This is a genomic window from Pseudooceanicola sediminis, assembly GCF_003575965.1.
GTDB classification, from domain to species: domain Bacteria; phylum Pseudomonadota; class Alphaproteobacteria; order Rhodobacterales; family Rhodobacteraceae; genus Pseudooceanicola; species Pseudooceanicola sediminis.
Map to the genome: position 1 here is coordinate 168,554 of NZ_QWJJ01000002.1, position 14,276 is coordinate 182,829.

The 14,276-nt window shown below is 63.9% G+C and carries 10 protein-coding genes; 8 read left to right on the forward strand and 2 right to left on the reverse strand.

Annotation, left to right across the window (positions count from 1 at the left end; genetic code table 11):
* Nucleotides 1–70: 70 nt before the first annotated feature.
* Nucleotides 71–2,488 (forward strand): DNA topoisomerase (ATP-hydrolyzing) subunit B, encoded by a 2,418-nt coding sequence (gene gyrB / locus DL237_RS02730; protein ID WP_119397489.1) that lies wholly within the window; start codon nt 71–73, stop codon nt 2,486–2,488.
* A gap of 57 nt (nt 2,489–2,545) precedes the next feature.
* On the opposite strand, the gene DL237_RS02735 is transcribed toward gyrB, so the two are convergent.
* Entirely contained in the window at nt 2,546–3,166 is a 621-nt protein-coding gene (locus DL237_RS02735) for a YdeI/OmpD-associated family protein (RefSeq protein ID WP_119397490.1), read from the reverse strand.
* Between the two features lie 54 nt (nt 3,167–3,220).
* On the reverse strand, nt 3,221–4,213 hold the full coding sequence (locus DL237_RS02740; RefSeq protein WP_119397491.1) for a pirin family protein: 993 nt from the start codon (nt 4,211–4,213) through the stop codon (nt 3,221–3,223).
* A 271-nt stretch (nt 4,214–4,484) separates the two neighbouring features.
* On the opposite strand from DL237_RS02740, the gene DL237_RS02745 reads away from it, so the two are divergent.
* From DL237_RS02745 to nirB, 7 genes are all read left to right on the forward strand, one after another.
* On the forward strand, nt 4,485–5,069 hold the full coding sequence (locus DL237_RS02745) for an ANTAR domain-containing response regulator (RefSeq protein ID WP_119397679.1): 585 nt from the start codon (nt 4,485–4,487) through the stop codon (nt 5,067–5,069).
* Nucleotides 5,066–6,247 carry a CmpA/NrtA family ABC transporter substrate-binding protein gene (locus DL237_RS02750; protein ID WP_119397492.1) on the forward strand — a complete coding sequence of 394 codons (1,182 nt, stop codon included), beginning with the start codon at nt 5,066–5,068 and terminating at the stop codon, nt 6,245–6,247. Before DL237_RS02745 ends, DL237_RS02750 begins: the two co-directional genes overlap by 4 nt.
* Before the next feature lie 286 nt (nt 6,248–6,533).
* On the forward strand, nt 6,534–7,901 hold the full coding sequence (locus DL237_RS02755) for a CmpA/NrtA family ABC transporter substrate-binding protein (protein WP_119397493.1): 1,368 nt from the start codon (nt 6,534–6,536) through the stop codon (nt 7,899–7,901).
* Between the two features lie 202 nt (nt 7,902–8,103).
* Nucleotides 8,104–9,186, forward strand: coding sequence for an ABC transporter permease (locus tag DL237_RS02760; protein WP_119397494.1), 1,083 nt, complete (start codon nt 8,104–8,106; stop codon nt 9,184–9,186).
* Nucleotides 9,187–9,191: 5 nt separating this feature from the next.
* Nucleotides 9,192–10,880, forward strand: coding sequence for an ABC transporter ATP-binding protein (locus tag DL237_RS02765; protein ID WP_119397495.1), 1,689 nt, complete (start codon nt 9,192–9,194; stop codon nt 10,878–10,880).
* Nucleotides 10,880–11,821, forward strand: a complete 942-nt coding sequence (locus DL237_RS02770; RefSeq protein ID WP_119397496.1) for a GAF domain-containing protein — start codon at nt 10,880–10,882, stop codon at nt 11,819–11,821. The genes DL237_RS02765 and DL237_RS02770 overlap by 1 nt, the downstream gene beginning before the upstream one ends.
* A gap of 15 nt (nt 11,822–11,836) precedes the next feature.
* On the forward strand, nt 11,837–14,269 hold the full coding sequence (gene nirB, locus DL237_RS02775) for a nitrite reductase large subunit NirB (protein WP_119397497.1): 2,433 nt from the start codon (nt 11,837–11,839) through the stop codon (nt 14,267–14,269).
* Nucleotides 14,270–14,276: the final 7 nt, after the last annotated feature.

Sequence of the window (14,276 nt, forward strand, 5' to 3'; positions counted from 1 at the left end):
TTGTGTCATACGCGTGACATTCCCCCCACGAGAGCTTAGGTTGAGCCAAGAAATTCCAAAGGGGACACGCATGGCCGAGGCCCAACCGAACATACCTGAGTATAACGCTGATTCCATCAAGGTTCTCAAGGGCTTGGATGCCGTCCGGAAACGCCCGGGCATGTACATCGGCGATACCGACGATGGCTCGGGTCTGCACCACATGATTTACGAGGCTGTCGATAACGGTATCGACGAGGCGCTTGCCGGCCATGCCGACTTTGTCCGGGTGATCATCCACGCCGACAACTCGGTTTCGGTGCGCGACAACGGACGCGGCATTCCGGTGACGATCCACACCGAAGAGGGCGTCTCGGCGGCCGAGGTCATCATGACCCAGCTGCACGCGGGCGGCAAGTTCGACCAGAACTCCTACAAGGTGTCGGGTGGTCTGCACGGCGTCGGCATCTCGGTCGTGAACGCCCTGTCCGACTGGCTGGAACTGCGGATCTGGCGCGACGGCAAGGCGCATTACGTGCGCTTTGAGGATTCCGTCACTGTCGCGCCGCTGATCGTCACCGGCGACGCGAACGGCGAACAGGGCACCGAGGTGCGATTCCTGTCGTCGACCAAGACGTTTTCCAACCTCGAATACGATTACCACACGCTGGAAAAACGCCTGCGCGAACTGGCCTTCCTGAACTCCGGTGTGCGCATCACGCTGGAAGATCACCGCCCCGCCGAAGCCTTGAAGACCGAGTTGTACTACGAGGGTGGCGTCAAGGAATTCGTCAAGTACCTCGACCGGTCGAAAACGCCGGTCTTTCCCGAACCGATCTTCATCACGGGCGAACGGGACGATATCGGCATCGAGGTCGCGATGTGGTGGAACGACAGCTACAACGAAATGGTGCTGCCGTTTACCAACAACATCCCGCAACGCGATGGCGGGACCCACATGGCGGGCTTTCGCGGCGCCCTGACCCGGACGATGACGAAATACGCCCAGGACAGCGGCATCGCCAAGCGCGAAAAGATCAGCTTTACCGGCGACGATGCGCGTGAGGGCCTGACCTGCGTGCTGTCGGTCAAGGTACCCGACCCGAAATTCTCGAGCCAGACAAAGGACAAGCTTGTCTCGTCCGAGGTGCGCCCCGCCGTGGAATCCCTTGTGGGCGAGAAACTGGCCGAGTGGTTCGAAGAAAACCCTCAGCAGGCCAAGATCATCATCGGCAAGATCGTCGAGGCCGCACAGGCGCGCGAAGCCGCCCGTCGGGCCCGCGAACTGACCCGGCGCAAATCGGCGCTGGATGTGAACTTCCTCGCCGGCAAGCTCAAGGATTGCTCGGAAAAAGACGCGACCAAGACCGAAGTCTTCCTGGTCGAGGGCGACTCGGCTGGCGGCTCCGCGCAGACGGGCCGGGATCGGCGCACGCAGGCGGTACTTCCCCTGCGCGGCAAGATCCTCAACGTCGAGCGGGCGCGTTTCGACAGGATGCTCTCCAGCCAGGAGATCGGCAACCTCGTCATGGCGCTCGGCACCGGCATTGGCCGCGATGAGTTCAACATCGAAAAGCTGCGCTACCACAAGGTCGTCATCATGACCGACGCCGACGTCGACGGCGCGCACATCCGCACCCTGCTGCTGACCTTCTTCTACCGCCAGATGCCCGAGCTGATTACCGGCGGCTACCTCTATATCGCGCAACCGCCGCTCTACAAGGCGTCGCGCGGCAAGTCCGAGGTCTACCTCAAGGATCAGGCCGCGATGGACGACTTCCTGATGGATCACGGGGTCGAGGGGGCCGTGCTCAAACTGGGCAACGGCAACGAACTCGGTTCGCAGGACCTCAAGCGCGTCGTGGCCGAGGCGCGCCAGCTGCGCCGCGTTCTGGATGCCTTCCCGACGCATTACCCGCGCCACATCCTGGAACAGGCGGCCATCGCCGGGGCCTTCGTGCCCGGTGCGATCGACGCCGACCTGCAAGGCGTTGCCGAACAGGTTGCCGCCCGCCTGGACCTGATCGCGCTGGAATACGAACGTGGCTGGCAGGGGCGCATCACGCAGGATCACGGCATCCGCCTGGCCCGCATCCTGCGCGGCGTCGAGGAAGTCCGCACGCTGGACGGTCCGATGCTGCGGTCGGGCGAGGCGCGCCGCACCGGCAGCTTCACCAAGTCCCTGCAAGAGATCTACAGCGTGCCCGCGACACTGGTCCGCAAGGAAAAGCGCCAGATGATCTATGGCCCGCTCGACCTGTTCAAGGCGATCCTGGCCGAGGGCGAAAAGGGCCTGTCGATCCAGCGCTACAAGGGTCTGGGGGAAATGAACCCGGAACAGCTGTGGGAAACCACGCTGGACCCGGATGCGCGCACCTTCCTTCAGGTCAAGGTCGACGACATCGCAGAGGCCGACGATCTGTTCACCAAGCTGATGGGCGACGTGGTCGAACCGCGCCGCGAATTCATCCAGCAGAACGCACTGAACGTCGCCAACCTCGACTTCTGATCCGACAATGGCGCCCGCCCGTTGCGTGCCCCTTCCGGGCCGCGACGGGCGGGCGTCCTAGCGCTCGCTCGCGCCCTTTCCGGCCAGAATTTTGTCGCGGAATTTCGCGATACGGGCCACGCGGGTCGCAGATTGCTTTGCCCCGTTCAGATTGATGACATAGCTCCTCTGGCGGCCCGGTGTCAGCGCCCGAAAGGCCTCGTCCAGCTCTGCATCGCCCTCCAGCGCCTCGACCAGTTCGTCAGGGTAGTCCAGTGCGGCTTGCACCTTTTCCGGTTTGATGCCCGCCTCGGCATATCCCATCGCCTCTTTCAGATAGGACAGGATCAGTCCCTCCTGCGCGGCAACCTGCGCGGCGTCGTCAAAGCTGATCAGATTGGGATGGTCCGTATTCGGCCCCTGCCGCACCATCACCCCCGCGGGGTCCTTCATCAGGGCCGCATTGAAGAAACTGAGGCAGAAGTGCCTGCGAAAGGCCCCGATGATGACGATGTTGCGCCCTTCGTGCACATAGCAGGGGTGGCCCCATTTCACCGTTTCGATCAGTCCCGCGGCGCAGCAGATCCGGCGCAGATCGCTCAGGCCATTTTCCCACAGGTGCACCGAACACTCCGGTGTCGCGAACCGGGAACAGCGCCCGCAGCCCTGGTGGAAAAATGTCTCGATATCCGTGATCATCGCCGCCCCCTGCCTCGGCCCCCCTCTGGATGCCTGTGCCGCTATCTGGTCGCGTCAGCCTCGCCCCGGCACGCGCGTCCCGGCCCGCATCGGCGTCAGATTGCCGGGGCCATCGTCCGGTGCGGGAATGAATTCGGCCCGATCCTGCGGCGGCAGGTCGAACACGCCCTTGCCCCAATCCGCCATCCGCCAGGCAATCTTGGCCGCCTCGATCTTTTCTTCGCTCGAGGCCACGAAATTCCACCAGATATAGCGCGGCCCGTTCAGCGTCGCCCCACCCAGGGCCATGAACCGGGCACCCTCTGCCCCGGCCCGCACGCTGATCCTGTCGCCGGGGCGAAACACCATCATCTGCCCGGCGCGAAACACCTCGCCCGCCACGGTGATTTCGCCATGAGTCACGTGAATGCCGCGATCCTCGTGATCGTCGGGCAACGGAAAGGCCCGCCCCGGCCGCAGCGTCACATCCAGATAGAACGCCTCGGAAAACAGCGTCACCGGGGCCGTCCGGCCAAACGCGCTGCCCAGGATCAGACGCGCCGTGATGCCCTCGGCCTCGAACATCGGCAGGTCCGGCTGGCCAAAGTGTTCGAACATCGGCGCGCGCTCCTCGTGGTCCTCCGGCAGGGCAATCCAGGTCTGGATGCCATACAGGCTCTGCGGGCCCTCACGCTCGGCACTGGGCGAGCGTTCGGAATGGCTGACACCCTTGCCCGCGACCATCCAGTTGACCTCGCCCGGCTTGATCAGCTGGTCACTGCCAATGGAATCCTGGTGGTGGAACGTGCCCTTGTACAGATACGTCACCGTGCCCAGCCCGATGTGGGGATGCGGGCGCACGTCTATGCCCTGCCCTGTCACCAGTTCCGCCGGGCCCATCTGGTCGAAAAAGATGAACGGCCCCACCATCTGGCGGCGCGGGGCCGGCAAGGCGCGGCGCACCTCGAACCCGCCGATATCGCGGGCGCGGGGCACGATCACGGATTCGATGGCATCGCGGGCAATCGCCTCGGGGTCGGTCAGATCAACAGCAGGATTCCAGCTCATGACATTCTCCTCTCGCTAAGGAAAATGTACCCGTTTCGCACCACTTTGCATCCCCGCAATCGCGCACATATCACCTGCGTGCGGCGTCATGGGCCGCCATCGTCCGCACATCGGGCCACGGGCAGCGCGCTGGCAGCGCCCTCGCAGCGCCGCGGCGCAGGGCCCGGCAGTTGCCGGTTTCTTGGGCAGCGACATCGATTGTCGGCACGGCCTCCGGCGCTTGATGGAATCCCCGTTTACTTCCTGTGACCTTCCGCGACATTTCGAGGTCATGCCGGACAAGCTCTCCATCATCGTCGTCGAACCGGATCGCGACCGGGCGCTGTTGATCGTCGACAGCCTGCGCGGTGCTGGCGATTACGACATCCATGTCATTTCCGAGGTGACGGGCCTTGCCCGCTCGATCCGCGCCCACAATCCCGACATGGTGCTGGTCGATATCGCCAACCCCTCGCGCGATACGATCGAGGAGCTGACCCTCGCCTCCGGCCCTCTTGAACGGCCCGTCGCCATGTTCGTCGACCAGTCCGACGTCGGCCTGACCCGCACCGCGATCGAGGCTGGCGTCTCCGCCTATGTTGTCGACGGGCTCAAGGCAGATCGCGTCAAACCCATCCTCGATGCCGCCGTCGCCCGCTTCAACATGTTTCAGCGGATGCGCACCGAACTCGCCGCCACGAAAAAGGCGTTGGAAGAACGCAAGGTCATCGACCGCGCCAAGGGCGTGCTGATGAAGGCGCGCGGCGTCAACGAAGACGAAGCCTATGCCCTGCTGCGCAAGACCGCGATGGATCAGGGCCGCCGGGTCGCGGACGTGGCGCAGGCGCTCGTGACCACCGCGGGCCTGCTGGGATGAAGGGGGCCACTCTCTCTGTCGGCTATATCGGCCTCGTGGACGCCGCGCCGCTGATCGTGGCGCAAGAGATGGGCTTCGCTGCCGAAGAGGGGCTGGACCTCGACCTGATCAAGGCCCCCTCCTGGTCCTCGCTGCGCGACATGCTGGTGTTCGGCCGGGTCGAGGCGGCGCATATGCTGGCGCCCGTCCCCGTGGCCTCCGCGCTCGGGCTCGGCGGCAACGGCGGGCCGATCTCGGCGGTGTCGGTGCTGTCGGTGAACGGCAATGTCATCGGCGTCAGCAACGATCTGGCACGGCGGCTGCGCGATGTTGGCCATGACTTCGCGTTCAACGATGCCCGCAATGCCGGTCTGGCGCTGATCGCCGCCAAGCGCCCCGACAAACCGCTGCGCATCGGCGTGCCCTTCCCCTTCTCGATGCACGCCGAACTGCTGTACTACTGGCTGTCTGCCGTCGGTCTGCCCGCGCCGCAAGGCGTTCTGATCCGCACCATCCCCCCGGCGCTGATGGCCGATGCCATGGCCGCCGGGGAAATCGACGCCTTTTGCGTGGGCGAACCCTGGGGCTCCATCACCGTGGAAAATGCCGCCGGTGAACTGCTGCTGCCGACCCGTGCAATCTGGGCCTTTGCCCCGGAAAAGGTGCTGGCCGTGCGCACCGACTGGGCCGAAACCGAAGGCGCCCTGCTGGGCCGCCTGATCCGGTCGGTCTGGCGTGCCGGGCGCTGGCTGTCCGATCCGGCCTCCAAGAGCCTCGCCGCCGAGATCCTCTCGGCAGGCAATTACCTCGACCTCCCCGCCGAGGTGCTGGACCGTGCCCTCTCGGGTCGGCTGATCATCGGCCCTCGCGGCGACATGCGCGAGGTGCCGGGGTTTGTCGGCTTTCACAAGGGCACCGCCACATTCCCCTGGCGCAGTCAGGCGGAATGGATTGCGCTGCAACTGGCTGCGCGCACCGGGCTGGACCGCGATCAGGCCCTGCGTGCCGGGCGCGCCTCGTTCCGATCCGACCTGCACCGCGCTGCCCTGGCAGGAACCGAGGCCGACCTGCCCGGCGCGTCGATGAAGATCGAGGGCGCGATTCGCTCCGAAACGTCCATCGCCTCTGCCTCCGGTCACCTGTCCCTGCTGCCTGATACGTTCTTCGATGGCCGTGTTTTTGAGCCGACAGCCGAGTGACGCACAAAAAAATCGCGTCACTTTGCCCCCGGAATGGGCAAATCGGGTCTTTGCCTGCGTTTTTGACGCCGCGCATCATCTTCTCTTTGCTTTTGTGGCCCGGCCCCGTCTAGATCAAGGGCGTAGGTAGGCAATGGCGCCCACCGAACCGAATTCTCCCACCGATTGGGTACGACTGAGCAAAGCCGCTCGACTCTCTGATGCACAGGCATCGGGGTAGGTCGATGTGGCTTTTTTCGTGTTTGCCCGGGCGGTTGTGAACCCCGGGCCATAAACGGGGTAACCTATGAAGAACTTGATCCTTTCGCTTGCTGCCACCACCGCTCTGGTCGCACCGGCCCATGCCGAAATGCTCGACCTCGAAAAGGACGTGCTCACCTTCGGCTTTATCAAGCTGACGGACATGGCCCCCCTCGCCGTCGCCTATGAACAGGGCTTTTTCGATGACGAGGGCCTGTTCGTCACGCTTGAGGCGCAGGCCAACTGGAAGGTGCTGCTCGATGGCGTCATCGGCGGTCAGCTCGACGGCGCGCACATGCTGGCAGGCCAACCCCTGGCCGCCACCATCGGTTACGGCACCGAGGCGCATATCGTCACCCCCTTCTCGATGGACCTGAACGGCAACGGCATCACGGTCAGCAACGAGGTCTGGGACATGATGAAACCGCAGCTGGACACCGGCGCCGATGGCAAGGTGGTGCACCCGATCTCGGCCTCCACCCTGCAACCCGTGATCGAGAAATTCGCGGCCGAAGGCAAACCCTTCAACATGGGCATGGTCTTTCCCGTCTCGACCCATAACTACGAACTGCGCTACTGGCTGGCCGCCGGCGGGATCGAACCGGGCTATTACAGCCCTGAAAACGTCTCGGGTCAGATCAACGCCCAGGCCTATCTCTCCGTCACCCCGCCACCGCAGATGCCCGCCACGCTCGAGGCCGGCACCATCTCGGGCTATTGCGTCGGTGAACCCTGGAACCAGCAGGCCGTCTTCAAGGGCATCGGCGTGCCGGTGATCACCGATTACGAGATCTGGAAGAACAACCCGGAAAAGGTCTTCGGCATGTCCGCGGAATTCACCGATGCCAACCCCAACACCACCCTCGCCATCACCAAGGCGCTGATCCGTGCCGCCATCTGGCTGGACGAGAACGACAACGCCAACCGCCCCGAAGCGGTCGAGATCCTGTCGCGCCCCGAATACGTCGGCGCGGATGCCGAGGTGATCGCCAACTCGATGACCGGCACTTTTGAGTATGAAAAGGGCGACGCGCGCGAGGTGCCCGATTTCAACGTCTTCTTCCGCTACAACGCCACCTACCCCTTCTACTCCGATGCGGTCTGGTACCTGACCCAGATGCGCCGATGGGGCCAGATTGCCGACGCCAAGCCCGACAGCTGGTACGACGAGGTTGCCCGCTCCGTCTACAAGCCCGAGATCTACCTTCAGGCCGCCCGCATGCTGGTCGACGAAGGATTGGCGGACGAGGCCGACTTCCCCTGGGACAGCGATGGCTACAAGGCCCCGACTCCGGCGGCAGATGTGATCGACGGCATCAGCTATGACGGCAAGACCCCGAACGCCTACCTCGAGTCCCTGCCCATCGGCCTCAAGGGCGACCAAAAGGTCGTCGGCACCGAAATCCAGGGGTGACGTAACCGCCCCTCGTCGCCGGACCTCGCCCGGCAAAGCACCCGCGCAGCGCCGTTCAGGGCACACCACCGGCGCTGCGCGAAACACCGAAGGGCGGGCCTGCGCACCGCTCCGGCGACCGCCCTTCGCACTGCCACAGGCACCGCTCAGATACCGACAGGATACCGACGTGCTTTTCGCCATCAGATCAGAGAGTTGAGCCATGACAACAGTCGATCCAGATTTTGCACGTGTCCAGGCCAGGGCGGCCCGCCGCGCACGGCTTTTCACCCGCATCAACACCGCCGATAAATGGCTCAACGTCCTCGGTCTCGCCTGGGTCACCCCGATCCTCAAGGCCCTGGCAGGCGACAATCCCCGCGCCCAACTTGGCGATATCTGGCGGCTTCTGATGGTGCCCCTGCTGGCCATCGTGGTCTTCCTGTCGCTCTGGGGCTATCTCGCACCCAAGGTGCAGACCTCGCTCGGCGCGATCCCCGGCCCTGCCGCCGTCTGGTCCGAGGCCGTGAACCTGAACCATGAGGCGCAGCTCACAGCGCAAAAAAGGCAGGATTTTCAAGACCGTATAGATAAACGCAACGCCCGTCTGATCGAACAGGGCAAGGCGGATCAGGTCAAGGACATCCCCTATACCGGCGCGCCCAGCTACTACGAACAGATCTGGACCTCGATCAAGACGGTGTTCTTCGGCTTCCTCGTCGCCTCGGCCATCGCCATCCCGCTCGGTATCGCTGCGGGTCTGTCGGTCACCGCCAACGCAGCCCTCAACCCGTTGATTCAAATCTTCAAACCGGTCTCGCCCCTGGCATGGCTGCCAATCGTCACGATGGTCGTCTCTGCCGTCTACGCCACCAACGACGGCATGTTTTCGAAATCCTTCCTGGTTTCGGCAATCACCGTCACGCTCTGCTCTCTCTGGCCCACCCTGATCAACACCTCCCTCGGCGTTGCCTCCATCGACAAGGATCTGATCTCGGTCTCCAGAGTGTTGAAAATGAACACTTATACCAAGATCACCAAGCTGGTCCTGCCCTCGGCCCTGCCGCTGATCTTCACGGGATTGCGCCTGTCCCTCGGGGTCGGCTGGATGGTCCTGATCGCGGCCGAGATGCTGGCCCAGAACCCCGGCCTTGGCAAATTCGTCTGGGACGAATTCCAGAACGGCTCCTCCTCCTCCCTCGCGCGGATCATGGTCGCCGTCTTCACCATCGGGATCATCGGCTTCCTGCTCGACCGGGTCATGTACGCCCTCCAGTCCCTCTTCACCTTCTCGAACAACAGGTAAGCACCATGGCAATCCTCAGTTTTGACAATGTGAACAAGGGCTTCGGGACCGGCCTGTCCCGTGCCGAGGTGCTGCGCGGCATCTCCCTCGACGTGCAGGAGGGCGAGTTCGTCGCCATCCTCGGCTTCTCTGGCTCGGGCAAATCCACCCTGATGAACCTGATCGCCGGGCTGGAATTTCCCGACAGCGGGACGGTCCGTTTCAAGGGCGCGCCGATCACCGGCCCCGGCCCCGAACGCGGTCTGGTGTTTCAAAGCTACTCGCTGATGCCCTGGCTGACCGTGATGGGCAATGTCATGCTGGCCATCGACGCCGCCAACCCGCGCATGGCGAAGAAAGACAAACAGAAAAAAGCGTTGCATTACATTGCGATGGTCGGCCTGTCCCATGCTGCCACGCGCCGCCCTGCCGAACTTTCTGGCGGGATGCGCCAGCGGGTTTCGGTTGCCCGCGCCCTGGCGCTGAACCCCGAAATGCTGCTGCTGGACGAACCCCTTTCGGCGCTGGATGCCCTGACCCGCGCCAACCTCGCGGATGAGATCCTCGCGATCTGGGAACGGGACCGCAAGACCTGCATCCTGATCACCAATGACGTGGACGAGGCGATCCTGCTGGCCGACCGCATCGTGCCACTGAATCCCGATGGCACCCTGGGCGATGCAATCCCCGTCACCCTGCCGCGCCCGCGCGACCGCAGCGAAATGAACCATGACGAAGGCTTCAAGGCCCTGCGCGCCCGCGTCACCACCTACCTGATGGACGTCGGCATCCAGTCCCGGATCGAAGGCACACGCAGCCTGCCCAACGTCCAGCCAATCCACAGTCTGCCTGCCGCCGTCGTCGATGCGCAAAAGGGCATGATCGACCAGAAATTCCTGTCTTATGAACAGCTTCACAAGGTCTATCCGACGCCCAAAGGCCCCCTGACCGTGGTTGAGGATTTCAATCTCAAGCTCAATCGCGGCGAATTCGTTTCGCTGATCGGGCACTCGGGTTGCGGCAAATCCACCGTGCTGACGATGACGGCGGGCCTCAACGCGATCTCGAAAGGGGTTATCAAGCTGGATGGCTACGACGTGAAAGGCGCCGACCCCGAACGCGCCGTCGTCTTTCAGTCGCCCAACCTTTTCCCCTGGCTGACCGCACGCGAAAACGTCGCCATCGGCGTCGACAAGGTCTACCCCAAGGCCAGCCGGGCCGAGCGGCAGGATGTCATCGAATACTACCTCGAACGCGTCGGCATGGCCGATGCGATGGACCGGCTGGCGGACTCGATGTCGAACGGCATGAAACAGCGCGTCGGCATCGCCCGCGCCTTCGCCCTGTCGCCCAAACTGCTGCTGCTCGATGAACCCTTCGGGATGCTCGACAGCCTGACGCGGTGGGAGTTGCAGGAGGTGCTGATGGAGGTCTGGAGCCGCACCAAGGTCACCGCCGTCTGCGTCACCCATGACGTGGACGAGGCGATCCTGCTGGCCGACCGGGTGGTGATGATGACCAACGGCCCGCAGGCCACCATCGGCAAGATCACCGAGGTCAAGCTGCCCCGCCCGCGCACCCGCAAGGCGCTGCTGGAGCACCCCGATTACTATCTCTACCGCGAACAGGTTCTCAGCTTTCTCGAAGAATATGAACATGGCGCAAAGGGCAAATCCGCCACCCAGGATGACACAGCAAAGCAGGAGGCCGCGTGATGGACGCCGCACTCGATCTTCCGGTCAAGACCTTCATAGAAGTCGCAGAAATCTGGGTGCCCCAGGGGGATCGGCTGGTTCTGGGCGAGGGGCATTATGGCACCCTCGACAGCTTTGCCGAAGCCTCGCGTCACGCCAGCTTCGCCCGTGGCGAGGGCCTGCCCGGCAAGGCCTGGGCCGAACAACGTCCCATCGTGCTGAAGGAATTCGACGGTTCGTACTTTCAACGCACCGAGGCCGCGCAGGAGGCCGGCCTGACCGCCGCCGTCGCCGTGCCGATCTTCAGCGGCAAGACCCTGAAGGCGGTTCTGGTCGTGCTCTGCGCCAATGACAACATCCGCACCGGCGCCATCGAGGTCTGGAAGGAAAACGATGGCGTGCTGATGCTGGACGATGGCTATTACGGCGCGGCCAAACATTTCGAGTGGGTCTCGCAGCACACGCATTTTCCGCGTGGGCAGGGCCTGCCGGGGGGCGTCTGGGCCTCGCAGACGCCGATGCTGATGCGCGATCTCGGCTCGGGCTATCGCTTCATCCGCGCTGACAGTGCGGGCAAGGCGGGGCTGACCACCGGCCTCGGCCTGCCGATCCCCGTGCCGGGGGGCGCGACCTATGTTCTGGCGTTGCTCTCGGCCCTCGGCACCCCCATCGCCCGCCGGTTCGAACTGTGGGATGCCAGATCTGCCCGCGTCGGCAAGGCCGGGAAATCTGCGGTGCTGGCGGATGGTATCTGCGCCCGCGACGGCGCGCTCTGGGTCGGCGAAACAGAAGAGCCACGTCGCGCTACCCCATGGCAGGGCCTGATCGGCCGCGTCCTTGCGACCGGTCTGCCCGCTGTCGAAACGGGAAATGCCGCACTGACGCAGGGGTATGACACCGCCGTCGCCCTGCCCATCCATCTGGATGGCGAGGTCGCCCACATCATCGCCTGGTATTGCTGAAAGGAAGGACGGAACATGCAGAAACTGGTCATAATCGGTGCTGGCATGGCCTCTGGCCGTGTCCTCGAACATCTGCGCGACACCGCGCCCGACGCCTTCGACATCACTGTTTTCAACGCAGAACCGCGCGGCAACTACAACCGCATCATGCTGTCGCCCGTGCTGTCGGGCGAAAAGACATATGCGGAAATCATCACCCATGACGATACCTGGTATGCCGACAACAACGTCACCTGCCGCTTTGGCGAAAAGGTCATCGCGGTGGACCGCGACCGCCGCGTCGTCATCGGTGAGAAGGGCGAGGTGCCCTATGACAAGCTGATCTTCGGCACCGGCTCCGCCCCCTTCATCATCCCGCTGCCCGGCCACGACAAGAAGGGCGTCGTCGCCTACCGCGATCTTGAGGACACCAACGCCATGGTCGCGGCGGCAGCCAAGCCCGGTGCCCGCGCTGTCGTCATCGGCGGCGGTCTGCTGGGGCTTGAGGCCGCCGCCGGTCTGCGCCTGCGCGGCATGGAGGTGACGGTGCTGCACATCGCGACGCACCTGATGGAACGTCAGTTGGACGAGGCCGCCGGATACCTGCTGCGCCGCGATCTGGAAAAGCGCGGCATCAACGTGATCCTGCAGGCTTCGACGCAGGAAATCACCGGCGGAGATGCGGCCGAGGCGGTGCACCTTGCCGATGGCACCGTGTTGCCCTGCGATATCGTCGTCATGGCCGTCGGCATCCGCCCCGCCGTGCAACTGGCGCGCGATTGCGGCCTGACCTGCGGTCGCGCGATCGAGGTCGACGCCCAGATGCAGACCTCCGACCCCGATGTCTATGCGGTGGGCGAATGCGTCGAATTCAACGGCAATCTCTTCGGCCTTGTCGCGCCGCTCTATGATCAGGCCAAGGTGCTGGCGAAAACCCTTCTGGGGCAGGCTGACGCCTTCAAGCTGCGTGAGCTGTCGACCAAGCTCAAGGTCACCGGCTGCGATCTCTTCTCTGCCGGGGATTTCGCAGGTGGCGACGGGCGCGAGGATATCGTGTTCCGCGATCCCGGCCGTGGCGTCTACAAGCGCCTGGTGATCGAGGATGATCAGCTGATCGGCGCAGTCATGTACGGCGATACGGGCGATGCCAACTGGTTCTTCGGGCTGATCAAGGACGGCACCGACATTTCGGAAATGCGCGACAGCCTGATCTTTGGCCCCGCGTTTCAAGGGGGTGCCCAGGCGGACCCTATGGCAGCCGTTGCAGCCTTACCGCCTGAGGCGGAGATTTGTGGCTGTAACGGCGTTTGCAAGGGGGCCATCACCGCCGCGATCGAGGGCGGCGCGACCGACCTCGGCGCGATCCGGGCCACCACCAAGGCCAGCGCCTCCTGCGGGACATGCACCGGGCTGGTCGAACAGGTGCTGTCGGTCACGCTGGGCGACGATTTCGTCAGGCCCGCCGCGCAACCGGTCTGCAAATGCACCGATCTGACCCACGAAGACGTGCGTCGCCTGATCAAGTCGCAAGAACTGAAATCCCAGCCCGCCGTCTGGCAGGAACTGGGCTGGAAAACCCCGAACGGCTGCCACGTGTGCCGTCCGGCGATCAACTATTACCTGCTGGCCGACTGGCCGCTTGAATATCAGGACGACCTGCAATCGCGCTTTGTCAACGAACGCAACCACGCCAATATCCAGAAGGACGGCACCTATTCCGTCATGCCGCGCATGTGGGGCGGCATCACCACCCCGGATGAGCTGCGCGCGATTGCCGATGCCGCCGACAAGTTCAAGGTGCCCACCGTCAAGGTCACCGGCGGTCAGCGCATCGACCTGCTCGGCGTCAAGAAAGAGGATCTGACCGACATCTGGTACGACCTCAATCAGGCGGGCATGGTCTCCGGGCACGCCTATTCCAAGGGGCTGCGCACTGTCAAAACCTGCGTCGGCACGGATCACTGCCGCTTCGGTACGCAGGATTCCACCGGCCTCGGCATCAAGCTTGAGAAAAAGCTCTGGGGGTCGTGGACGCCGCACAAGGTCAAGCTGGGCGTCTCGGGGTGTCCGCGCAACTGCGCCGAGGCGACGTGCAAGGACGTCGGCATCATCTGCGTCGACAGCGGCTATCAGGTCAGCGTCGCCGGCGCGGCGGGCATGGACGTCAAGGAAACCGAACGCCTGCATGACGCGCGAACCGAGGAGGAGGCCATCGAATGGGTCGCCGCCTTCGTCCAGCTCTATCGCGAAAACGGCAAGTATCTGGATCGCGCCTACAAATGGGTCGCCAAGGTCAGCCTCGACTGGGTCAAGGAAACGCTCTCCGACGATGCCACCCGCGCCGCGCTGAACGAACGGTTCGAAATCTCGCAATCCGTCTATCGCAAGGATCCCTGGGCAGATCACAACCAGACCCGCGCCGCGCTCTACCAACCGCTTGCCGATCTCACGCAGGAGGCCGCAGAATGAACACCCC